Here is a 24,922-nt window from a genome sequence, read left to right as displayed (position 1 = left end):
TTCTATAAAAATCGAATCAGGGAGAGAGTTTATATGAACCAATTGGAGATCGGGATTTGGGAGGAACGGGCGAATCAAGCACAAGCTGCGCTGGATTCATTATTCTGGAATGAAGCGATCAAAATGTACAATATAGAAACACCTTGTCCAAACGGAGAATGTAATACCATTTTTCATTATTGGTGGATGGCTCATGCTGTGGATGTATTGGTAGATGGATTGCAGCGAACTAGAGAGGAATGGTATGCCGAACGGCTTTCCGCGCTTCATGAAGGTCTTTTGCGACGAAATGGGGGAGTGTGGCCCAACGAGTTGTATGATGATATGGAATGGATGGCTCTCGCGTGGCTCCGTGCCTATCAAGCAACAGGAGAGGAAGTTTATAAAGATACAGCCCTTCTTTTATGGGAAGACATTCAGACAGGCTGGAACGAGCATATGGGTGGTGGGATCGCTTGGCAGAAGTCACAGTTGGATTATAAAAATACACCTGCTAATGCACCGGCAGCTATACTGGCGGCTCGTTTGTATCAAGCCTTCGGTGAAGCTGAGAATCTAGAATGGGCGCTAAAAATTTATAGATGGCAAAAAAAGCATCTGGTAGACCCGACGACGGGTTTTGTATGGGATGGCATGAATCGCACGGGCAATGGCCAGATCGATAAGGATTGGAGATACTCCTATAACCAAGGTATCTATATTGGCGCAGCTGTAGAACTCTATCGTATCACTAAGGACCCATCCTATTTGGAGGATGCCCGATTAACTTTTTCCGCTGCTGCTCATGAGCTTGCTGAGGCTAAGGCGGGTGTACTTCCAGACGAAGGAAATGGAGATGCTGGATTGTTCAAAGGAATCCTGATTCGGTATACGGCAGAATGGGTCAAAGCTGATGCCGCAGCTGTTGAAGCTGTCGATTTTCTGCGTAGGAATGCTGAATCTCTCTGGAAGCAAGGAAAGTCAGAGGACGCAGCTTTGTTTGGCACGGATTGGACTTTGTCATCTACTGGTGTAATTCAGCTCAGCTCCCAGCTTAGTGCAATGAAGTTATTGGAGAAGATGGCTGAATTAACTAAGGATCAGATTTGAGGTGAACTTTTAATGACACAAGCAAAAGAAGCCCTAAAAGCGCTTAACTGGCAGGAAAGGTCGGAGTGGTTCCAACAATGTCTAGAACGTAATTATTATAATGCGGAGACGGGGATCATGAATCAATGGTATCCCAGAGAGTATAACGTTGCAGGTGAGAATTTTTATTACTGGTGGCAGGCTCAAGTCATTGATATTCTAGTGGATGGCTACGAGCGTAGCGGAGATCCTGCATATTCACTGAGAATCAAGGAATTGAGTGAACATCTCCAAGCTTATAACGGTGGGACTTTCAGGCATAATTACTATGATGATATGGAATGGACAGCATTGGCGCTGCTACGAGCTTATCGGGCAACTGGATATGAATCCTACTTAGGTGCTGTGCTAGATCTATGGGAGGATATAAAATCAGCTTGGAATGAACATTTTGGAGGCGGTTTGGCCTGGAAGAAGGATCAGCTCGATTATAAAAACACACCTGCCAATGCACCAGCCGTCATTCTAGCAGCTAGGTTATATGAACTTTTTCAAAAGCAGGAGGATCTGGAGTGGGCACTCCGTATCTATGAATGGAACAAAACATATTTAGTGGATCCTGCGACTGGTTTTGTGTGGGATGGAATGAACAGACTCGGGGATGGCCAGATTGATTTCGATTGGGAATTTACTTATTGTCAGGGAGTGTTTCTAGGTGCGGGCTTAGAGCTGTATAAGAATACGGGGGATGTCCATTACTTAGAAGATGCGAATCGAACTGCTAATACATGTATTGATCGTCTATGCGATCCGATGAATATGATGTTGCCTGATGAAGGCATCGATGATACTGGATTGTTCAAAGGGATTCTGATTCGTTATCTGGTTCAACTTTGTGGAGAGGTTCCTGAGGCTAGCAGGATTCGTGAGGTAATCATGGCCAATGCTCGGCAGTTGTGGGAAAAAGGTCTGGATAAACAGCCGGGTCTTTGTAGTCCATCGTGGGAATTGAAACCGGAGCTTCCGGTTCAACTGAGCATTCAACTCAGTGGCTTGATGTTGCTGGAAGGGGCCGCTGTACTCATGAGGGAATAGCTTAAAGGCGTATAAAGAAGCTTCTCATTTTAAATGGTGCAGTGATCTTCCATTTAATGTAGAGAAGCTTCTTTTTTGTTATTATAAATTAATCGTTTATCTGTTAGAAAATCCGATGTTTCCAACCATTCAATTTAGCGACAGCTTCAATATAATAGTAGTCTCCATAGATCAGCGATACATCGATAAAGGAAGTGCCGCTGCCCGTTCCATGCAATAAAATCGCTTCATGCTCTGGCTGCTCCCAAGTCGCGTAATTTTCGGTCAATGAGCGGAGGATTCGCTCCGCTGCATTAGCGTAGAGACTTTTTTCGCCTACAGGTACGATCGCTGCAAGCTCTAACAAACCTGAAGCGGCGATAGATGCCGCAGAGCTATCTTTGAACATCCGTTCGTCATCCGCTAGACGGAAATCCCAATAAGGAACTTGATCCTCAGGTAAAGCCGAGATGAAATAATGGGCAATCCGCTTTGCGGTGTTCAAGAACCGTTCATCTCCACTGTGGCGATAGGTATTGATGAAGCCGTACAGCCCCCAAGCCGTTCCACGGCTCCATGAGGATTCAGCTGAAAAACCTTGACCGCCAAAATTCTCAATATATGCCCCAGTCTCCGCATCGAAAGATAGAATATGTTTGGTTGATCCATCCTCGCGAATACCATATTGCATCGTCGTCTCCGCATGGCTAATAGCAATATGCTTATACCGTGGATCACCAGTTACTTTGCTCGCCCAGAATAGTAGAGAGATATTCAACATGCAGTCGATAATTGCCCAGCCATATTTATCTTCATTCCATGCGCGGATGAATTTGCCTACAGGATTATAGCGGGCAGCGAGGAAATTCGCCGCTTCAATCCCCCTACGCAGGGCATCTTCGCCACCCGTAATCGTATGTTTGATTACAGCTGTCGGAAGGAATTGAAATCCTACATCGTGATGCATCTCAACCGTTGGTTTGATAAACCATTCCTCCAAGGTTCCGTCCCAATGCCAAGCGGCTTTCTTGTATAAGTCTTTTCCAGTCATATCATGCATGATCCAGAGTAGCCCAGGCCAGAAGCCAGTGGTCCACCAGTCTGAACCAATATCATCAAATTTTCCATCTTTCCCTGCAAAATGTGGGCATTTGTCACCAATCTGCTCTACCATCTGTTCTACTTTTGTGTCGAGTCTGCACATAAGCTCTTGCCAATAGGATGATGTCATAATTACTGCCTCCAGTGTGGTGGTTAAGATATTATGAGTATAGCTTTCCTAGTGGCTGAAAAGTTTTGTTTTGCTACAATGAAATGTTCGAATATTGTCATGATGGAGGGTTGGAGGATGGTGAAAATGTTGGCGTTAATTATTCTTTCTATATTTTAATGGCGTTGTTCCGAGGACTTTTTTGAACAAGTGATTGAAATAGGAGGCGTTCGGGAAACCGACAATGATTCCGATTTGCTCCACAGGCAGGTCTGTCGTTCCTAACAAGCGGCAGGCTTGTTTGATTCTCCGGGCTGTTAAATAATCCACGAGCCGTCCGCCGGTCTCTTGATGAAAGATTCTAGAGATATAGGATTTGGACAAATGAATTTCCTCAGCCAGCTGATCCAGATTAACCTCCTCATGATAATGCTCTTCGATAAAGCTCATGATTTTTTCAGAATAGCGCAAGGTCCGCCGTTCTCCTGATTGGAATATCTGCTGATCTCCAGTCTTGATACTGCTCAATAATTGAAGGATTAACATCGAAATGTCTTCGGTATTTTCGCTTGAATTGCTTTTTTTATTGAGATCATATTGCTCCAGAGTCCACTCCGCAATCTCAACACGATCTTCAAGATCAATGGCGCAATGCGTGTTTTCACCTCGCCAAAGTGTTGTGAATAAAGCTTTTCTTTTCGAAAAGCCCACTAGCAGGTTCTCCGCAACATGTGGATCAATATAGAAGATGGATCTTTCAAAAGGACAAGCGGGAGAGACCTCAGAATAGATCCGGTGCAGCTGATAGGGCTGGAAAAAGAATAACATCCCCCTGCGGATATCGTACATCTGCTGATTGACAACAACATTTCCCTGACCGCCATGCACGAACATGATTTCACAGCATTGATGCCAGTGATAATAACCTTTGTAATAGTCGTCTGTATATATTTTGTAATCCCAAACTAAGGTCTTATGTTCTTCAAAAACAACGGGTTCGAATAGCTGCTTCATAGGCCCTCCAAGATGACAAAATACAAACATTTTTTTATTCCATTATAACTTTAAGGGTTATGAAAGCGATACAATAAAAATGAAATGAGTGATTCTATCGGGAGACATGCCGCCATGTTAGATTACATAAACAGAAGCCCAGAATCCAGAATTCAAAAGCTTAAAGCTGAACTCGACTTGAAAACTGCAAAAGTGCAGTTTTTATCAGTTAATTAGGTGTTGGTTAAGGATATTGCTGCAAATATACACGAATATGACTCTAAATTAACCTTGGTTATCTTAAAATTAGTGAAAAACTGTATTTATGCAGGAAAACTCCTCCGTGGATGAATAAAGGACTTAAAAGATGTAAAATTGCAGGATTTCTACAAGCGGTTCATCGCGTTGGGCTGGAGTTCATACTTTACAACAGATGATTGATATTTAAATGAATCTCTACATCAATTGGGCGTAATGGGCGAGCAAGCGTATAGGCAAGTCGGATGATTTCCCGTTCCGCCACACTCTCCAGACTAACTGACATGTGGACCAAAACCTTTGATTTCGATGACTAGCTTCACATACCAAGTGATGTATGCAAAGTCACAGAAATAGGATTGACCCCGCCAATCGAGCACTTCGAATTCAACAAAAGAACGTCCCGATCCATTCAAAAAGGAATGAATCGGGACGTTCTTCGTCTCGTACATTTAATTATAGTTAAGATTCTATTAGTTGACCAGACGAATATGACTTTAAAACTTCATAAATCAGTAGCTTGATTTCCGCATTCTTTTGTTGATTACTAAGAAGGGGATTTGAGTGGCTTTAATATGAAAATGATGATGGAATGTACAACTTTTAATTAATATGTGATACAATTAAATTGTACACAAATTAAATTAAGGAGAGTTAATCAAATGATCATAGCAGGTAATATCATGGTCGGTCTTGTTGCGTTAATACATATTTATATTGTCTATTTGGAAATGTTCGCTTGGTCAAAGCCCAAAGGGCTTCGAGTTTTTGGAATGACGCAGGAAGTTGCGGATGCTTCTAAAACTCTAGCAGCGAATCAAGGGTTGTATAATGGATTTTTAGCTGCTGGTTTAATTTGGGGACTGGTTCATCCAAATGTGAATTTCGGCCACCAAATTGTAATCTTTTTCCTCTGCGCTGTTATAGTGGCGGCGATTTATGGTGCACTGACGGTGAAAAAATCTATTTTGTTTATGCAAGGCCTTCCAGCTTTCATCGCTTTAATACTAGTAGTTTCGACTTGTTTTCCTGTGACTTAAGCAGAAGCGGCAACTAACTGTTTGCGAGCAATAACCTTAAAAAAAGTTAATCCAAAATAAAAAAAGGCTGTTTCCCGGCAGGTAATTACCTGTCAGGGAAACAGCCCTTTTTATGTCTTACTTCTTCACGAGGGGAAGAGCTACTTATTGAATAGAGGCAGCATAAATCGCTTCGACAGATTTGGAGAGGAGCGCGTTAAACTCTTCGTCTGACTGCCCAGAACTTAATCCTTGCGATAAAGCACGTGAGAAGCTGGCGATTAATCCTTGATTATGGGCGAGCTTATCGTTGGCCTCAGCTTGAGTGTAACCGCCGGACAAAGCGACAATTCTTAAAACGTGAGGATCGTCCATTAACTCGCGGTAGAAGTTATTCTCCGTGGGTATGGAGAGCTTAAGCATGACCTTTACGTCTTGGCCCAGCTTAGACAATTGAGCTGAAAGTTCTTCTTTTAACAGCTTTTCCGACGCTGTTTTATCAGCAGAATGGATATCAACCTCAGGCTCGATAATCGGAACCAGTCCCGCTTCTAAAATTTGCTTGCCGACTTCAAACTGCTGTTCAACTACTTTTTTGATGCCGGAAGGATTGGCTTCTTTAATCACCGAGCGCATTTTCGTTCCAAAGATATTCCGTTCGTTGGCCCGCTTCAGAAGATCACTTAAGCCGGGAATTGGCTTCATGAGCTGTACCCCGTTTTCTGGCTCGGCAAGTCCTTTATCGATTTTCAGAAATGGGACAATGCCTTTTTCCTCCCACAGATAATCAGCAGTATATTTTCCGTCGATGAGACGGTCCATTGTGTTCTCAAATAAGATTGCACCCAGTATATTCTTCGAATCAAATGCAGGGCTTTTGATAATGCGCGTTCGCATCTCGTGAACCATTGCATACATTTGATCTTCATTGGAGTAGCTGTCCTCTTTAATGCCATATTGCAGCAGCGCTTTAGGTGTACTTCCACCACTTTGGTCCAAGGCAGCTATAAATCCCTGTCCCGTCCGAATTCGATCCCATTGCTTCATATTCATGAAAAAATCTCCTTCCTTTCGTAAACTGAATGGAAATTCATGCGTTCTTTAATTATAACACTTAAAATACTGGCCTTAAACAAGAGGCAGGGTGAACAAGGAGGTAACCGTCCAACATGAGTTGGTAGCAACCAAAGAATTAAGGACTTCTTAGTCCGAATCAACCAAGGAGATCAGCGCGAGTTGACGTAAAGGACTGCATTGCAGCTATTTGTTTAGTTGGCGCATTTTTGAGAGAAATCGGACTGTAATAGCTCTTATCATCTCTCCGAAGCGTACTCTGATAATCTTCCTCGAAGATGACCTTTTTTATGCTTAAAAATCTAAGTTGAGATTAAAAGAAAGATCGATTTGTAATATTTTATGGACGTCGTCCATTTCAAAATGATCAATTACTTAAAGTTAGTTTGAAGATACGAGGGAGCGCGAGTAAAGGTGGCGACTGGAAATTTTATTCTTGTTACAAAGTGGCTGGTGTGATGATTTTCTAATCGGAGGGGGTAGATCGAAATTGGCTAAAGCCGCACTGGGATTGAGATTTTTCTTTAATCAACGTGAATATCCGAGTAATTTAATGCGAATGATCCAATACTATTTTCTTTGTGACATTAATCATAATTACCAATTCATAGCTTTGTGAAAATAATAACTTTTCGTAAATGTCGAAATGAGGTTGACGTATGAAAATATCAGTCGTATGATTGATTCTACTGAGTATGTTAGTAATTAAAAGTAAGTATATAAATAATGTATAACAACAGGAGGAATGAAAGTGGAATCATCAACATTTGTGCTATTCGGCGCTACAGGAGATTTGGCAAAACGTAAAATCTATCCTGCACTATATAACCTCTTTTTAGATGGTCAAATTTCAGGTCCTCTTTCTGTGATTGGATTAGGAAGAAGAGAAGTTTCGAACGAAGCCTTCCGTAAGCAAGTACTGCAATCCTTACAGACTTTTTCTAGACAACCAGCCGTTGACTCACCGCAATTGCAGGTGTTCTTGGAGGCTTTTGAATATAGCGTACTAGACGTAGGGAATACCGAAGATTACTCCAAGCTGCTGGAGCATGTTAAACGTCGCGAGCAATTTTTCAATATTCCGGAGAATCGGATGTTCTATTTGTCTGTGGGTCCTGAGTTCTTCAAGGAAATCGCAGCTAATATTCACTCAAGCGGTCTGGGCTCCACGAAAGGCTGGAAGCGTCTGATTATTGAGAAGCCTTTTGGCACAGATTTGAAATCAGCAAGAGAGCTGAATGATAGCTTGAATGCCGTATTTACTGAAGAAGAAATCTTCCGGATTGACCACTTCCTAGGTAAACCGATGGTGCAAAATTTAGAAGTTCTGAAGTATTCTAATCCAGTGCTAAGAGCGCTGTGGAAAAATAGATATATCGCGAATGTTCAAATTACGGCGAGTGAGACTGTCGGCGTTGAAGAGCGGGCAGGCTATTATGATAAAGCTGGCGCACTTCGTGATATGTTCCAGAACCATATGCTGCAGTTGATGATGATGATGGCAATGCAGCTTCCTAAAGGCAGTACACCTGAAGAAATCCGTGGGAAGAAAATATACGTCATGGAGCATCTTATTCCAATTAGCAAAGATGAGGTTAATAAACATGTTGTCCGTGGACAATATACAGAAGGTGAAATCAAAGGTAACCCTGTTGCAGGTTATTTAAATGAGCCGGGAATTAACCAATCCTCGCAAAATGAGACGTTTATCGCAGCGCGTTTATTTATAGATGATCCGCTCTGGAATGATGTACCTTTCTATGTTCGTACAGGTAAGAGAATGAAGGAGAAGTCCACACGTATTGTTATTGAGTTTAAAGAACCGTTTAATGATAGTAATAACTTGAACAAAGGAAATGACGTACCGAATTTACTGATTATCGAGATTGGACCGAATGAAGCTATAACGCTACAACTTAACACGAAAGATCAGCTGCAAAAAGGAAAGCTTGAGCCTGTCCGCGCTACTTATGAAGCGGGTACTTCAGATGTTCCGGAAGCCTACGAGAATCTAATCTTCGATGCACTTCGTGGAGATGCTACCTTCTTCGCTCACTGGAGAGAAGTAGAACTGTCATGGCAGTGGGTTACACCTATCCAGGAAGCGATGGAAGAGGGGCTTATGCCACTTCACACTTATGCTTCAGGTTCATATGGTCCAGATGCAGCTATGGAGCTATTGGGTGAAGATCGCTGGTGGTTCGATGAGGCAGATCAGGAGACAGAAGTTCTCTCTGCTCAGGCAGAAGTTGCAGCAACAGAGGAATCTATACGGCCAGGGGCGTAAGCCCCTGCCTGTTTTTTTTACCAATTTTGGAGAAATTACATCATAAGAATCTATATATCGGAGGGGAATTACATGAAAGTAGGATTAGTTGGATTAGGAAAAATGGGCTTCAATTTGGGTCAGAATTTGCTGGATCATGGACATGAGGTTGTTGCATTTGATTTGAATGCACCTGCTGTTGAGGAAATGAAAGCTAAAGGTGCCAGTGGAGCAGTAACGCTCCCTGAGTTGGTACAACAATTGGAAACGCCTAGAATCATTTGGATTATGGTTCCACATCAGGTTGTGGACTCTGTCATTGCTGAGATCACACCTTTGTTATCAAAAGGAGATATCGTCATTGAAGCGGGCAATTCACATTATAAGGAATCCATTCGCCGATATGAGCAATTGAAGGAACATGGAATCAGCTTCATGGACGCAGGTACATCCGGAGGGATGGAAGGAGCGCGTAACGGCGCTTGTTACATGGTTGGTGGAGATCCTGAAGCTTGGGAGGTTGTGGAGCCCATCTTCCGTGATACGGCTGTGGAAAGCGGCTTTTTATATGCCGGCAAAGCTGGTAGTGGCCATTTTCTAAAAATGGTTCATAACGGTATCGAATACGGCATGATGGCTGCCATCGGTGAAGGCTTTGAGGTGCTGGAAAAGAGTGAGTTTGATTATAACTTTGAGGAAGTCGCCCGGGTGTGGAATCATGGTTCTGTCATCCGTTCTTGGCTGATGGAACTGGTTGAACGTGCGTTCTCGAAAGATGCTAAATTGGATGAGATCAAAGGGATTATGCACTCCTCCGGAGAAGGCAGATGGACGCTCGAAACTGCATTTGATCTGCAAGCTGCAACACCAGTGATCGCGATGGCGTTATTAATGCGCTACCGTTCACTAGAGACCGATACCTTCACTGGTAAAGTAGTGGCTGCACTTCGTAATGAATTTGGTGGACATGCCGTTGAAACGAAGTAAATAATGTTAATCATTAGCCCGAATTTCCTCGCAATTCATTCTGCGGTGAAATTTGGGCTTTTGTTTTGCAAAAATTAATAAATGGAGAGAATAGATCGAGTACGACTTTAATCTTTTTAACATATTTTAGAGTTAGATGGGGAAATTACGATAAGGGGGAGTTGACATGCGAAGCGGAATTCGAGAAAGACTTCATTTTCTGTATAAATTTCTGCATGCGCCCCGACAATTAGGAAGCGTGACTCCCAGTTCGCGCTGGCTGGCAAAAACGATGCTCGACATCATTCCGTGGCAACAAATTCATAATATAGCTGAACTGGGTGCGGGTACTGGAGCCATCACAAGATTTATTCCAAGCGGGGAAGAGACCGAGATGAATGTGCTCCTGTTTGAGAAGGATCCTGATTTTCGTCATCAACTAAGACTTAATTTCCCTGACCGTATTTTTTATAACGATTGTTTGCGGCTACGGCTTGCGCTTCATAATAGAAGGTTGGAGAAGTTAGATTGCATTGTAAGCAGTTTGTCTTTTAGGAATTTCTCAGTCTCAGATCGGACGCTTTACATTGAGCAAATCATATCTTCTTTAAAAGAGGGCGGTTGGTTCATCACTTTTGAATATTTTCCTCAAATGAAGAAGGAATTAATGCAGCATTTTGATATTGTGAGTGTTAAATGGGTGCTGTTAAATTTCCCGCCAGCGCTTGTTTATATTTGCAGGAAGAAGGCTTCTACACAAGTAAAGCAATCAGATCATATTCATTCTTCCATAGATGTAATATCAATTTCTCAGGTTTCTACGGAAAGATAAGGATGAAAAATTCAACAAATGCCGTCACCCATACTCACTGGGGAACGGCATTTTTTAGGCTCAGTATGTTATTACCTCTGTTAATAGAGAACCTCAATATTGTCCTCGTTCAGACGTTTTAGCCAAGCTTCAGAAGGCTTACGGTCAGTAATCAAGAAATCAATATGGGCAAGCTCAACCAGCTTTGTAAAAGCAGTTTTATCGAATTTGGTGTGATCCGCCAGGAGTATGACCTTATTAGCTTGTCGTAGCATGTACTTCTTGAGCTCACACTCTGGTTCGTTGGAATCTGTGATGCCTCGTTCCATATCCATTCCTTTGCAACTGATTACCGCTGTATCCACATTGTATCTTTGAATGGTGTCATGGGCTACCGGTCCCACCAGCGACAACGATCGGTAACGAAGTGAACCGCCAGTAGAGATGATATCCATCCCTGAATTCGAGAACTCATGCAAAATATTAATAGAATTTGTGATGATGGTTAGATTGTTTTTGTTTCCCAGCAATTTTAGAAACTCAAAGGCTGTAGAGCTTGGATCTACCATTAATGTATCTCCATCATTGATTAAATCGAGCGCCTTCAAGGCGATTCCCCGTTTAATATCTGTATTCAAGGCATTACGTGTAACAAAAGGCAGATCCTCATTCGTATGGCGATTCAGCATAGCACCGCCATAGGTACGACTAAGGATGCCATCCTTCTCTAGCTTCTCCAAATCTCTGCGTATCGTCTCTTCAGTGACCTCAAACATTTTACTTAGATCGGATACTAGAACGCGTTTATCTTGATGGACGAGATCTATTATTTTTTTGCGTCTTTCGGCTGCAAGCATAGGAATCACCTTTCCAAAGCTATATTTTACAATCATAGCGCTTAATATCTGTGTTTTGCAATAAAAACAACTTAAAAACATCTGTACTTTCCAATAATATTCACAAAACAGATATAAAACAAACAAAAACAACATAAATAATATTTAAAAAGTTGACAATAAAGATTTAGGGGCATACGATGAAGAAGGAAAAAATTGCCTTAGAGATTAATCGAGTTAGTGTGATGCAAGGCCGGCCCAGCTGCTATTCAGAGGCCAGCCTGAGGCGCAGCAGACGGAATACAACGATTATTGAACTCATTAGGAGGCTGGTCAAGCAATGAGCACGCATGTGTATTACGTTCCATCGATCAATATTATGGGCAAGGGATGCTTACAGGAGATTGGTCCTTACATTCAAGAACTTAATTTGAAGAAGGCACTTGTAGTTACAGACAAATTTCTTATGAAGAGCGGTATTGCTGGTAAATTGCTGACAGTCTTGGATGAAGCGGGTATTGAATATGCCATTTATGATGAAGTGAAGCCCAATCCAACCTGTAAAAATGTTCATGATGGCGTGGATTATCTCAAATCACAGAATTGTGACTATCTGGTCTCCATCGGTGGTGGGTCGCCACAGGATACTGCTAAAGCCATTGGTATCCTTGCCACAAATGGCGGTCACATCAAAGAATATGAGGGCGTACACAAGTCGAAACATAAATCGCTGCCGATCGTTGCTGTGAATACCACCGCAGGGACTTCAGCTGAGGTCACTATTAACTATGTAATCACAGACGAAGAACGCAAAGTGAAGATGGTAATGGTGGATAAGAACAGTATTGCTACAATCTCAGTTAACGATCCAGAGCTTATGGTAGATAAACCCGCTGCACTTACGGCAGCAACAGGAATGGACGCTTTGACGCATGCAATTGAGGCACTAGTAACGCCAGGAGCATATCCGGTAACTGACGCTACGGCACTAGCCGCAGTGGAGATTATTTTCGCTAACTTGGCCCGTACCGTGAAGAATGGCCATGATATTGAGGCTCGTGAGCAAATGGTGTATGCGATTTTCCTAGGCGGACTTGCCTTCAATAATGCAGGGCTTGGTTATGTGCACGCGATGGCGCATCAGCTTGGCGGTGTATATGATCTGCCACATGGCGTATGTAACGCAATGCTACTCCCATATGTGGAAGAAGAGAATGCCAAATATGTGCCTGAGAAATTCAGGGCTATTGCTAAAGCGATGGGGTTAAACGTTGAGAGTCAAACTGATAAGGAATGCGCGGACTTCGTAATTGAGTCGATCAAGGCGTTGTCTAAAGAAGTAGGCATTCCATCTAAACTATCTGAGCTTGGAGTAGATGAGGTCGATCTTGATCTTTTAGCAGAGAACTCAATGAAGGATGCTTGTGCACCGGGTAACCCTTTTATTCCAACGAAGGAAGAAGTTATTACTCTATTCAAAAAAATACTATAACTCATCCCTTACTTTAGGAGATTCTTTATGAATAATCATATCGCCGTTGATATTGGTGCCTCTAGTGGGCGGTTAGTACGCGGAATACTGCAAGAGGGCGTCCTCACCTTAGAGGAGCTTCATCGGTTTAGCAATCGTTTTATAGAACAAGAGGATTCTTGTTTCTGGGACATAGATTATTTATTCGAGCAGATTATTATAGGGCTTCAGAAAGCCAAGGGGCAAGGCATTACAGCGTGTACGCTGGGTATAGATACATGGGCTGTAGATTATGTTCTTGTGGATGCAGAGGGAACCCGTATTCAAGAGGTTTACGCTTATCGTGATCGTAGAACCGATCTGGCTATGGATAAGGTAGCAAAGCACATTTCACCTCAAACCATATATGAAAAGACTGGTATTCAACAGTTATCTTTTAATACGTTGTATCAGATTTATGTTCACTGTGAAGAAGAAATAGCCAAAGCGGATCAAATCTTACTCGTGCCTGATTATCTGTATTACAGATTAACGGGTCGCAAAATCAATGAGGTTACTAACGCATCTTCTACTCAGCTATTGAATCTAGAGAGTCGAGATTTCGACCATGACCTGTTGGATTTTCTGGATATTAAAAGAGAGCAGTTCGCTACATTGACTGAACCGGGAGTAATTATTGGCCCCCTCGATGAAGCACTAATTCAGGAATATGATCTTCCGGATTGCCAACTGATCTGTGTAGCCACACATGATACAGCTTCTGCAGTGCTGGGTGCTCCTCTCCAAAAGAACTCAGCGTATATTAGCAGCGGAACATGGTCTTTACTCGGTGTGGAACGAACTCAGCCTCTTAATTCTATGAAAGCCATGGAGGCCAACTATACCAATGAGTGGGGCGCATACGGAACCTACAGATTCCTCAAAAATATTATGGGCCTATGGCTCATCCAAGAGGTTCGCAGGTTGATGAACGAACGATATAGCTTTGCGGAGCTAGCCGATCTTGCACATGGAGAAGAAGGCTTCCGGAGCCTGATCTCCTGTAATGATCCAAGATTTCTCAATCCTTCAAATATGATAGAAGAGATTCGTAATGCCTGCGCAGAGAGCGGGCAGCCTGTTCCTGAGACGCCAGGTCAGTTGGCTCGCTGTATTTTTGACAGCTTAGCATTATCGTACCTTACTTACTTGGAAGAACTAGAAGAACTATTAGAAAGCCGAATCGAGGTTCTGCAAATTGTGGGTGGAGGTGCTAACAACAGCCTGTTATGCCAACTGACTGCTGATGTTATAGGCAGAGAAGTTAAGGCTGGCCCAACGGAATCCACAGCACTTGGTAATATAGTGGTGCAGATGATTAGCGCGGGAAGCATAACTGATATTAATGAAGCAAGAGATATTATCGCCGAATCATTTGAGATAAAGGCGTTTACACCGCGCCCGACCGCCCATCTTGAAGACATTCTAATTCGCTGGAAAGAGCTTCAGTTGTCCAAAATACAACATCAAATCTAATTAAACTTACGCTATATGATTTTAGGAGGAACTACAGCATGGATCAGAGTATTATCACTAGCTATAATGAAGCCAAAAAATTATACGCAGCCCATGGGATTGATGTGGAGAAAGTGCTGGAGCGGCTCGCGCAAATTAAGATTTCCATCCATTGCTGGCAGGGCGATGATGTACAAGGGTTTCTTTTTAAAGATAAAGAACTAAGCGGGGGAATAGCAGTAACAGGAAGTTATCCCGGTCGAGCTGGCACGCCAGATCAATTGCGCCAAGATTTAGAAAAGGCATTATCCCTCATTCCAGGCAAGCACAAAGTAAATTTACATGCGATCTATGCGGATACAGATGAAAAAGTTGATTTAGATGAATTGGAGCCGCGCCATTTCCAATCTTGGGTAGACTGGGCGAAGGAGCAGAGGCTGGGACTTGATTTTAACCCTACTTGTTTCTCACATCCTAAATCTGCGGACGGTTTTACGCTAAGTCACTCGGACGATGAAGTTCGTAACTTCTGGATTAAGCATTGTAAGGCTTCTCGGACGATTGCCGAGTATTTTGGTAAAGAACTGGGTCAACCGTGCGTGACTAACTTTTGGGTACCAGACGGATATAAAGATACACCAGTCGATCGTTTAGCTCCAAGAGTGCGGTTAAAGGAGTCACTGGATGAGATTTTTAGTGTGGAAATAAATCCTCTCTATAATATTGATGCTGTAGAAAGTAAATTGTTCGGAATCGGTTCTGAGAGTTATGTGGTTGGTTCGCATGAGTTCTATATGGGCTATGGTTTAACTCGCGGCAAAGCCATCTGTTTGGATGCCGGACATTTCCATCCTACTGAGATGATCTCAAATAAGCTATCTTCGATTCTTATGTTTAGTGAGCAGCTGCTGCTGCATGTAAGCAGACCCATCCGTTGGGACAGTGACCACGTTGTAACTATGGACGACGAGCTGCTGGAAATCGCCCGTGAATTGGTACGTGGGGATTTACTCTCCCGAACGAATATCGGACTTGATTTCTTTGATGGCAGTATTAATCATATCGCTGCTTGGGTGATTGGTACACGTAATACCATTAAGGCGTTACTTCGCGCAATGCTCGAACCGGTGGAAGAATTGAAGCGAATCGAGCGGCTTGGTGATTACACTTCACGACTAGCGTTGGTGGAAGAATTCAAATCGTATCCGTTTGGAGCCGTGTGGGATTATTATTGTGCATCACAAGATACACCCGTTCGGGAGCAATGGCTGGCTGAAGTGAAGCGTTATGAACAGGAAGTTCTGTCTGCAAGATAGAGTGCTTGAGTGGACGTGGAGAGCAAGATATACAAAGGAGAGATTGACAATGAGTACATCTGTATTAGAATCCAAAGGTTATATTGCCAGTAGTGAGGCTCCATTTATTCAGGAAATGTCAGAGATTACCCGTCATATGTGGGAGCTTGGCTGGGATGAGCTGAATGGCGGTAATGTCAGCTATCTGCTGGATGAGAATCAGGTTGCTAAATATATTAACGTTCTAGAACCACTACGCACCATTAAACTTACCTTCCCTGTAAAAGAATTAGCCGGCAAATACTTCATCGTGACAGGCTCTGGCAAGTATTTTAGAAATGTGATCAAAGACCCGGAAGCCAATCTTGGTGTGCTTCGTGTAAGTGCGAATGGTGAAAGCGTGGAAGTGTTATGGGGATTACGGAACGGCGCTGTACCTACTAGTGAATTGGCTTCCCATTTCATGAGCCATATTGAGCGACTGAAGGTGGACCCTACGCACCGTATCGTACTGCATACACATGCTACGAATGTTATCGCGATGACCTTCACGCATGATCTAGATGAATTGAAGTTTACGAAGACGCTTTGGGAAATGTGCACAGAGTGCCTTGTTGTTTTCCCGGATGGCGTTAGTGTCATTCCATGGATTGTTCCTGGCAGCAGTGAAATCGGCCGCGAAACCGCGAAGAAAATGAAGGATCACCGCTTGGTCATCTGGCCGCAGCACGGGATTTTTGGCACTGGCTCCACTATGGATGCCACCTTTGGTCTAGTTGAGACTGTAGAAAAGGCTGCTACGATCTACAACTTGATTGGCGGAAGAGAAATTAAGCAAAAGATCACGGATCAGCAACTGTGGGATTTAGCTAAGGCGTTCGGAGTAACTCCAAAAGCTGGTATTCTTGAGGTTTAAGAAGTTCGTAATGGGATAAAACCCGGGCGTTCGCAGATTTTGCGGGGTCCGGTTTTCTATGATTTTCCCTACATAAAGATCTTAAAAATTTGCATTTTCCATCTTCTGGGGAGATAATTAGCCTTACTTAAAGTAATCAAATAATCAATTGGAGGTAATATGTATGAACACAGAGCTATTATTTTCACCTATTCAAGTGGGAAATCTTTCGCTGTCAAACCGAATCGTCATGGCGCCGATGACTCGTGTATACTCACCGGATGGTGTACCAGGAAGTAATGTTGCCGCATATTACCGTAGACGGGCAGAAGGTGGAGTAGGATTGATCGTTACCGAGGGTACAGCTATTAATCATCCTTCGGCAGTCAGCCACGCCAATATTCCCAATATACATGAAGAAGCAGCTTTAGAGGGCTGGAAGCAGGTAGTAGAAGAAGTTCACGCAGCTGGAGGTAAGATCATACCCCAATTATGGCATGTGGGAATGGCGCGAACTATAGGGGAAGGTCCAAATGTTGAAGCCCTTCCTATTGGCCCTTCGGGTCTGAATTTAGCAGGAGAACCTGTGACTGAGCCACTGACTACAGCTGAAGTTGAAAGCTTAGTCTCAGCATTTGCTCAAGCGGCAGCGAACGCGAAAAAAGTGGGTTTTGATGGTATCGAGATTCATGGTGCACATGGTTATCTGATAGACCAGTTCTTCTGGGAAGGAACGAACAAACGTACCGATCGTTACGGTGGCGATTTGGTTGGTAGAACTACATTTGCAGTAGAGGTTATTGAAGCGTGCCGTAAAGCGGTTGGGCCAGATTTTCCGATCGTGCTACGCTTCTCTCAATGGAAATTGGGTGCCTATGATGAGAAGCTGGCAAAAAATGCAGATGAGCTCGAAAGATTCCTTACTCCACTTAGCGATGCTGGCGTTGATATTTTCCACTGCTCCACTCGTCGCTTCAGCCAACCTGAATTTGAGGGATCTGAGCTTAATCTCGCAGGGTGGACCAAGAAAATCACGGGGAAACCATCAATTACGGTGGGTTCTATCGGTCTTCACAGTGATTTTTTTGCAGAAGACTCAGCTCAGAAGACAGAAGATAACATTAATGAATTACTAGAAAGAATGGACCGTGAGGAATTTGATTTGGTTGCTGTTGGCAGAGCATTAATAAGCGATCCGGCTTGGCCTGCCAAAGTTCAAAGTGGAGCAATAGACGAGATCATTCCATTCACAGCTGAATCGACAAAAACTCTATACTAAAGGGAAAGAACAGCGGGTTATGGACAGCTCTGTTTTTAGAATAATTTTCATTAAGGGCTAATATTATCATAGATATTAAAAAGCGTAATAGGTAAGGAGGATATGGGTTGATAGATATCACAGAAGTCTTCATAGATACTCTAGCACCGAACAGTGCAGCAATTAAGAACGGGCAAGGACTAGTTAAGAAGAGACGATTCGTCCAATTGAATCAGTCGGAAGACGGCGTGGTTCTGTTTGGTGAATGTGGTGGTAGCGGTAGCAGCAACTATTATCCTTCTGCTGATTTTGTTGTTTCTGACAAACCGGTGATGCGTTGTACTTGTCCAAGTAGGCAGATTCCTTGTAAGCATGTCCTCGGATTGCTATATGCCTATGTAGGCAAGGAGACTTTCGTATCTGCAACGATTCCTGAAGATCTTGCTGTTAAACGAGAAAAGATGAGTAAGCGTGAAGAACGAAAATCTGAGCTTGCTGCGGAAGGGGCTAATGTTAAGCCCAAGAAAGTGAACAAGTCCGCACTTAAGAAAAAGATTGGAGCTCAACTGGAGGGCTTGGCTGTACTGGAGAAATTGACCCAATCGCTTATACGTGCAGGACTTGGAACAATAGACGCCAAAGGTGTAAAGGATATTCAGGTGCACGTGAAGATGATGGGCAATTATTACTTAACTGGTGCACAAATTGAATTAAGACGATTAGCTTTATTGCTCTCTTCTTCTGACAATCGTGAGAAAACTTATTCATTAGCAATAGAGCAGCTAACCCGAATTCATGCGTTCATTAAGAAAGGGCGCGCTCATTTAACTATGAAGCTGGAAGATCCGGATATGTCTTTGAATCATGAATCTACGATTGAAGAATGGCTTGGTCATGCTTGGCAGCTAACGGAGCTTAAGGAATGCGGTCTGATGAGCTCAGATGTAGAGCTGATCCAGCTTTCATTCCTCAGCTATGATGATGAAGCCAGACAGGAATATGTAGACCTCGGCTACTGGATAGAAAAATCTACAGGTGATATACATCGTACGCTCCAATATCGTCCTTATAAAGCAGCTAAGTATATTCATGAAGAAGATAGCTTCACTGATGTTGCACTTATTCCTTCCTTCTATCGTTATCCTGGTGACCGGAACCGGAGAGTTCGTTTCGAGAATATGTCAACACGGCCTCTGACTAATCAGGATGTAGAGTGGATCGTTTCTAAGGCAGTTCATTCTTATTCCGACTGCTTCAAGCAGATAAAAAATCAGTTGAAGAATCCGCTAGCGGACAAGAATCCTGTGTTGCTGCTGCATGTGAATAAGATTAGCAAATCGCAGCAAGATCAGTTCGTCATTACGGACGAATCGGGCCAGCATTTGGTGTTAGACCAAATAGTAGCACTCGAGCAGGATACACTTGCACTGTTACAATACTTTACACTCGAAGAATTATCGGATACTACGATGCTGCTTATGTTTGAACATCAACTCGATACAGGACGATTGAAAGCACAACCGTTAACCCTTATCAAAGGGATGGAGATGATCCGTCTCTTATATTAAAAAAATTAAGAAAGCATAGTTTCACATAAACTTTGGGAGGAATATCCATGAGTACAGCTTTACTACAAGAGCTTCATCAAGAAGTAAACCGGCTGTATATAGCTGGAAGTGAGCTCGCTGCTGAGGATTTCCGCTTAAAGCGGCTATTGCCACAGTTTCAACAGTTAGGTGAACGTGCTCCCATATTCAAAAGGTTAGGAGAGGGAATCGTTGCGGTCATTGAACCAGATCATTCCGAGGGATCTTCCTCTGCTCAGAACCTACAGGAGCTCAGTGTGCTGCTTAGCTCGGTGCTATATACACAGGGGGCGACTTCGCCTGATGGTGAACTGCTTGAGGTGGAAGTCCATCCGGTGAGATTGCCTACTCGGTTCTCATATCGTAAGCTGTCAGCGGTACAGACGGCATTAAAGACTCGCGGGGGAGGACGATATGAGATTATCAAGGAAGCTTTTGAGACAGGACTGTTTCAAGATCTTCGAATGATTCATCCCGCGTTAGCAGCCCTCCAAGATCCATATGTTGAGATCGCCGAGCTTGTAATGAAGCAGATCCTGCCAGCTTATGGGCCTCAGATTATTCCGATCCTTATCGATCAATTTGATCCTGCTGGAGGAATAGTAGAGACGAGAAAGCTGTACGTGATCGCAGTATTAGGTGGTGATAGCGTTCAGGATCTGATCTATCAAGCTGCAGATTCAGGATCAGAAGATGTTCGAGCCATGGCTATTTCTCTGCTCGCAGGTCAGGGACAATATGAAATCGAATTACTGGCTTGGAGTACAGATAAGAAGAAAAAGATTCGCGAAGCTGCCTATAATGCGCTGGCTAAGAGCGACTCGGTAAATGCGGTGAACCGGCTGCATGAGGCATTTACGGGAAAAGATAGTGAACTTGTAGTTCCTGCATTGAGACAATGTCAAGCCCAAGAGCTCACAAAACGACTTGTTGTAGAGTTATCAGATATGCTTCAAACTGTCTCAGAGATTATGGGCGATACGAAGAAGAAAGACGGATTATGGAATAAGGTAGTCCAGTATCTTCGGGTTTTATCTTACAAACGCAGTCCTGAACTAGAGAAACTATATTTTAATGTTCTCGAGCAGTATCCATTATATATGAATCAGCTAAAGTGGAATTCATTGATCGAGGAAGCAAACTCCTATTTTAGACAGATAGATTCTATCGAAGCGAGACGTATATTACAGCAAACACTTGAGCGTGATCTTGTCTACTATAGAAACAATAGAAGATATGTGAATGATGTTTTTAAAGATGCGTATCTCTACTTGTCACCAGAGCGTGTGTATGAACAATATGTTGAAGTTCTAAAGCATTATGCGCCATCTTCAACTAGCAATGCTTCTTCAATGGCGCAGCAACTGCTGCGCACCATATCTGAAGTTGTAGTTCAACGATATCATGGAACTTATGATGCAGTTTGGAATTCACCTGTAGACCAGATTCAATATATGTATAAGGTCGTAATGCAGCCGCCCGAGGTACTGGCTGTTCAATGGGATTCACGGTGGCTTGACGCTTTTATAGAACTGGATCAATACGAACTGGTAAGTGCCTTTGCAAGGCCGGGACATGCCGAAGCAATGCAGTATTTGCTTCGTAAATTGACCGATAATCCTGAATTCCGCCATCGGTTTTCCAATATTCTCTTGATGGGCTTAGCACGTACAGGGATAAATAAACAACATTTGCAAGAAGCTCTCCTAGTGGCTTTGGAAGATGATAGAAATACAGAATGTCGATTAATTGAACCGTATACATTTGAACAGCTATGTCAGCTTCCAGCGAGTTTTGCGAGTCGAATAATAACTGTTCTACCTCGATTTAGTGAGGTTGCAGAAGAACAACTTGAGTATGTCATTCGTCTCATGCAAGGACCATCAAACCCAAATGAAGAGGTGTAGCTAACGATGAGTCAAGAACTATTACAAGATATTATGAGGCTTCCAGCAGAAAGACTGTATGAGCATGAGTTGGAAGCGCTTCGTAAAGCGGACACTGGTAAGGTTCCAGCAGGATGGCAGATGTCGCCCCAATCAGTACTGAAGTTTATCGTTGGCGGTAAAGCAGGGAGTACCGAGATTACACCTAAGTACATTGGTAACAAACGATTAATAGAGATGGCGATAGCCACGCTGGTAACTGATCGTGCACTGCTATTAATCGGTGAGCCGGGTACAGCAAAGTCATGGTTATCTGAGAATTTATCAGCTGCTATATATGGACAATCAGGACTTGTCGTACAAGGTACTGCAGGTACGAGTGAAGAGCAGGTGCGCTATTCGTGGAACTACGCAATGCTGCTTGCACAAGGCCCTACGCCGGAAGCGCTAGTGAAGAGCCCTATTATGCGAGCGATGGAGGATGGGGGCATTGCACGTTTTGAGGAAATATCTCGTTGTGCATCTGAGGTACAGGATGCGTTGATATCCATCTTATCGGAGAAGACGATATCCGTTCCTGAGCTAGGTAAGGAGATGAGTGCGCGCAAAGGCTTCTCGATCATTGCAACAGCTAATACGAGAGACCGTGGTGTAAATGACATGTCAACTGCCTTGAAGCGACGGTTTAATATTATCGTCCTTCCAGCCCCTGCGGATTTGTATACTGAAGTTGAGATTGTGAAGAAACGAGTTCGTGAAATTGCCTCTTCCTACGATTTGCAAGCGGCGCTCCCTGCAGACGAAGCTTTACATAAGGTCGTGACCATCTTCCGTGAGTTGCGTAGCGGGATGACATTGGATAAGAAGGAGAAGGTGAAGTCTCCAGCAGGTGTGATTTCCACAGCTGAAGCGATCTCGCTCTTAACGAATAGTATGGCGCTGGCTGCAAGCTTCGGTAATGGAGAACTGACGGACGAAGATCTGGCCGCAGGGCTGCAAGGTGCCATTGTGAAAGATGATGATAAGGATCAACTTGTCTGGAGAGAGTATCTCGACAATATTATGAAAAAACGTGGCGCAGATTGGCGGGGGTTATATACAGCTTGTAAGGAGATGAACTAGTGGAGAGCGAAACTACTGGAGCTGGCGTGCATATTTTTGGGGTGCGGCATTTGTCTCCTGGTGGTGCGCAGCATCTATTGAGCTTCCTTCATGAAATAGAGCCCACAGCTGTGTTAATTGAGGGTCCATCGGATGCCACACCTGAGATTCGCCATGTCATCAACATGACAACCAAACCTCCTATTGCCATTCTAGCTTTTACGGAGGAAGTTCCTGTGCGTACAGCCCTTTGGCCGCTTGCGCTATATTCCCCCGAATATCAAGCGATGAGATGGGCGGAGCAGCAAGGGGCATATACAGCTTTTATAGATTTACCTTCATCAGTGGTCATCGCGTTACAGGATATACGAACCAAAAGTAGAGATTCTGTTGAACAGAGCGATGAATCTGAAGTTAACAATACGGTTGAGAAGGCTGCTGAAGAAGCATCTCTATATGATAGAGTAGCTGAGCTGGCTGGTGAGCTTGATTATGATATGTATTGGGAGCGCAATTTCGAACACAACACTAACAAAGGTGCATATCAGGAAGCAATTATTTCCTTCTCATCCCAAATGCGTCAGATTTCTGAAGAAAATGAGAGACATAACAACATAGTAGAATATGCACACAATACGATACGTGAAGCTTATATGCGTCGTCAGATTCAGGATACAATCGCTGCTGGCCATCAACCAAATAAGATCGTTGTTGTATGTGGAGCATACCATGCAGCGGCGCTTGTTGATCTGGCATCTGGTATGTCGGATGAGGAAATAGATGCTCTTCCTTCTCTAAATTCGAAGCTAACACTTATGCCCTACACGTACTATAAGTTATCTTCTTTGTCTGGCTACGGAGCAGGTAACCTCGCTCCTCATTATTATCAAATGATGTGGGAACGTATGATGAATGGCTCACTTGAAGACTTGCCGAATCATTATCTGTCTACCGTAGCCAGATACTTGCGTAATACAGGGACACACCGTTCCACAGCGGAAATTATCGAAGCCGTTCGCTTAGCTGAATCATTAGCTGCCCTTCACGGTGGAAGTGCTCCGACGTTAAGAGATCTAAGAGATGCTGCGCTGACTTTACTGGGGCGTGGAGAGCTAAGTGTGATCGCAGAAGCGCTTGCTCGTACAGATATCGGTACTGCTATTGGTGAGTTGGCAGAGGGGATTAGTCAGACGCCGATTCAAGATGATCTGAATCGGCAATTAAAGCGCTTGAAGCTTGAGAAATATAAAACCCCAGTGGCAAATGATCTTGAACTAGATCTCCGAGAGAACCGAAGAGTGTCTTCTGAGGAAGCAGCTTATTTAGACTTAAATCGTTCCTTTCTTTTTCAAAGGCTCAGATTACTTGGGATCGATCTAGTGAACATAAGAGCAAGTGGTCAGACTGGCGCAACGTGGGCAGAGCATTGGGTAATGAAGTGGTCTCCTGAAGTTGAGATCCAGGTCGTTGAATCTACGCTACTTGGGGAAACAATTGAGATTGCTTCAGCTTATGTATTGCAACAAAAATTAGATGGCAGCAGTACCATTGCGGAAGCGTCAGCACTTATTCGAACGGCTTATGAGTGTGGAATGATACACCAGATGGAAGCCGGACGGCAGACGCTTCAGCGTCTAGCTGTTGATACTCGAGATGTGGTGCAGATTGCTGCTTCCATTCATGAGTTATCTCTTCTGATTCAATATGGCGATGTTCGACGGATTGATACCAAGCCGCTCATTCCTTTGCTTGAACAACTGTTCAGACGAGCCTGTCTGTTCTTGCTGGATGCGAGCCAATGTAACGATGAGGCTTCAGGTGAGATGCTTAAAGCTATGAACATACTGAATCAGGCAGCTATTGCGCATAGTGAGGAATTAGATGAGCTGTTGTGGATACAAGAGCTGAAACACTTGTCAGAGAGGGATGACTGCAATCCGCGTTTATCTGGAGTGGCGTGTTCCATTTTATTGGAGCGTAATGCGATGACTGCACAGCAATGTTCAGAAGAAGTATCGAGGCGCCTGTCGCCAGGTATACCCGCAGAACTTGGAGCAGGCTGGTTCGAAGGGATGTCTATGCGTAATCGATATGTACTGTTGTCTCGATTAAGTCTGTGGGAACAATTGAATGAGTATATTAATTCATTAGATGATGAAGAATTTGTACGTGCATTAGTATTTTTACGGCGTGCTTTCAGCACCTTTGAACGAAGAGAAAAGACGATGATTGCCGAACTTCTAGGGGAGTTGTGGGGTGTGAACACCGAGCAGGCTGCTGAGATTCTGACGGGTGAGCTGAAGGAGGCCGAAGCGAAAATGATTGAGGATTTGAATGAATTTGACTTTGGAGATATATGAC

At 43.5% G+C, this 24,922-nt stretch carries 19 protein-coding genes; 15 read left to right on the top strand and 4 right to left on the bottom strand.

The genetic code is table 11. The features are described from left to right. The first annotated feature begins 33 nt into the window (after positions 1–33). Both MHI27_RS17570 and MHI27_RS17565 read left to right on the top strand, forming a co-directional pair. Positions 34–1,089: a glycoside hydrolase family 76 protein gene (locus MHI27_RS17570; protein ID WP_405174321.1), complete on the top strand. Its 1,056-nt coding sequence runs from the start codon at positions 34–36 to the stop codon at positions 1,087–1,089. 12 nt (positions 1,090–1,101) lie between these two features. After that, a complete protein-coding gene (locus tag MHI27_RS17565; protein ID WP_405174320.1) occupies positions 1,102–2,163 on the top strand; it encodes a glycoside hydrolase family 76 protein in 1,062 nt (353 codons plus the stop codon). 103 nt (positions 2,164–2,266) lie between these two features. On the opposite strand, the gene MHI27_RS17560 is transcribed toward MHI27_RS17565, so the two are convergent. Together MHI27_RS17560 and MHI27_RS17555 are read right to left on the bottom strand one after the other, a co-directional pair. Continuing rightward, a complete protein-coding gene (locus tag MHI27_RS17560) occupies positions 2,267–3,373 on the bottom strand; it encodes a glycoside hydrolase family 88 protein (RefSeq protein WP_405174319.1) in 1,107 nt (368 codons plus the stop codon). A 135-nt stretch (positions 3,374–3,508) separates the two neighbouring features. After that, positions 3,509–4,366, bottom strand: a complete 858-nt coding sequence (locus MHI27_RS17555) for a helix-turn-helix domain-containing protein (protein WP_405174318.1) — start codon at positions 4,364–4,366, stop codon at positions 3,509–3,511. A gap of 899 nt (positions 4,367–5,265) precedes the next feature. Between MHI27_RS17555 and MHI27_RS17550 the strand changes: the two genes are divergently transcribed. Beyond that, positions 5,266–5,643, top strand: coding sequence for a DUF1304 domain-containing protein (locus MHI27_RS17550; RefSeq protein WP_405174317.1), 378 nt, complete (start codon positions 5,266–5,268; stop codon positions 5,641–5,643). Between the two features lie 144 nt (positions 5,644–5,787). On the opposite strand, the gene MHI27_RS17545 is transcribed toward MHI27_RS17550, so the two are convergent. Then, a complete protein-coding gene (locus MHI27_RS17545) occupies positions 5,788–6,675 on the bottom strand; it encodes a fructose bisphosphate aldolase (protein WP_341055445.1) in 888 nt (295 codons plus the stop codon). Positions 6,676–7,447: 772 nt separating this feature from the next. Between MHI27_RS17545 and zwf the strand changes: the two genes are divergently transcribed. The 3 genes from zwf (at position 7,448) to MHI27_RS17530 (ending at position 10,760) form a co-directional block, all read left to right on the top strand. Then, entirely contained in the window at positions 7,448–8,983 is a 1,536-nt protein-coding gene (gene zwf / locus MHI27_RS17540) for a glucose-6-phosphate dehydrogenase (RefSeq protein WP_405174316.1), read from the top strand. A 72-nt stretch (positions 8,984–9,055) separates the two neighbouring features. Beyond that, positions 9,056–9,949 carry a phosphogluconate dehydrogenase (NAD(+)-dependent, decarboxylating) gene (gene gnd / locus MHI27_RS17535; protein ID WP_042188983.1) on the top strand — a complete coding sequence of 298 codons (894 nt, stop codon included), beginning with the start codon at positions 9,056–9,058 and terminating at the stop codon, positions 9,947–9,949. 166 nt (positions 9,950–10,115) lie between these two features. Next, positions 10,116–10,760, top strand: coding sequence for a class I SAM-dependent methyltransferase (locus MHI27_RS17530; RefSeq protein ID WP_405174315.1), 645 nt, complete (start codon positions 10,116–10,118; stop codon positions 10,758–10,760). Between the two features lie 80 nt (positions 10,761–10,840). Here the strand turns inward: MHI27_RS17530 and MHI27_RS17525 are convergent, their stop codons facing one another. Next, entirely contained in the window at positions 10,841–11,596 is a 756-nt protein-coding gene (locus MHI27_RS17525) for a DeoR/GlpR family DNA-binding transcription regulator (RefSeq protein WP_076283464.1), read from the bottom strand. Between the two features lie 319 nt (positions 11,597–11,915). Between MHI27_RS17525 and MHI27_RS17520 the strand changes: the two genes are divergently transcribed. The 9 genes from MHI27_RS17520 to MHI27_RS17480 all read left to right on the top strand — a co-directional run bounded on the left by MHI27_RS17520 (position 11,916) and on the right by MHI27_RS17480 (position 24,921). Then, entirely contained in the window at positions 11,916–13,067 is a 1,152-nt protein-coding gene (locus MHI27_RS17520; RefSeq protein ID WP_405174314.1) for an iron-containing alcohol dehydrogenase, read from the top strand. 27 nt (positions 13,068–13,094) lie between these two features. Then, the gene (gene rhaB / locus MHI27_RS17515) at positions 13,095–14,561 is read left to right on the top strand and encodes a rhamnulokinase (protein WP_405174313.1); all 1,467 of its coding nucleotides are present in this window, start codon (positions 13,095–13,097) and stop codon (positions 14,559–14,561) included. Between the two features lie 38 nt (positions 14,562–14,599). Beyond that, entirely contained in the window at positions 14,600–15,856 is a 1,257-nt protein-coding gene (gene rhaA / locus MHI27_RS17510) for an L-rhamnose isomerase (RefSeq protein WP_405174312.1), read from the top strand. 49 nt (positions 15,857–15,905) lie between these two features. Further along, positions 15,906–16,751, top strand: a complete 846-nt coding sequence (gene rhaD, locus MHI27_RS17505; RefSeq protein WP_405174311.1) for a rhamnulose-1-phosphate aldolase — start codon at positions 15,906–15,908, stop codon at positions 16,749–16,751. A gap of 163 nt (positions 16,752–16,914) precedes the next feature. Further along, positions 16,915–18,009: an NADH:flavin oxidoreductase gene (locus MHI27_RS17500; protein ID WP_042188971.1), complete on the top strand. Its 1,095-nt coding sequence runs from the start codon at positions 16,915–16,917 to the stop codon at positions 18,007–18,009. A 107-nt stretch (positions 18,010–18,116) separates the two neighbouring features. Next, on the top strand, positions 18,117–19,556 hold the full coding sequence (locus MHI27_RS17495; RefSeq protein WP_405174310.1) for an SWIM zinc finger family protein: 1,440 nt from the start codon (positions 18,117–18,119) through the stop codon (positions 19,554–19,556). A 47-nt stretch (positions 19,557–19,603) separates the two neighbouring features. Then, complete coding sequence (locus tag MHI27_RS17490) at positions 19,604–21,481, top strand: HEAT repeat domain-containing protein (protein ID WP_405174309.1); 1,878 nt, start codon at positions 19,604–19,606, stop codon at positions 21,479–21,481. 6 nt (positions 21,482–21,487) lie between these two features. Then, complete coding sequence (locus MHI27_RS17485; RefSeq protein WP_076298824.1) at positions 21,488–22,582, top strand: AAA family ATPase; 1,095 nt, start codon at positions 21,488–21,490, stop codon at positions 22,580–22,582. Further along, a complete protein-coding gene (locus tag MHI27_RS17480) occupies positions 22,582–24,921 on the top strand; it encodes a DUF5682 family protein (RefSeq protein WP_405174308.1) in 2,340 nt (779 codons plus the stop codon). Before MHI27_RS17485 ends, MHI27_RS17480 begins: the two co-directional genes overlap by 1 nt. Position 24,922: the final 1 nt, after the last annotated feature.

Source organism: Paenibacillus sp. FSL H8-0261 (assembly GCF_045040645.1).
Classification (GTDB): Bacteria; Bacillota; Bacilli; order Paenibacillales; family Paenibacillaceae; genus Paenibacillus_AQ.
This window is presented reverse-complemented; position numbering and strand designations above follow the sequence as displayed.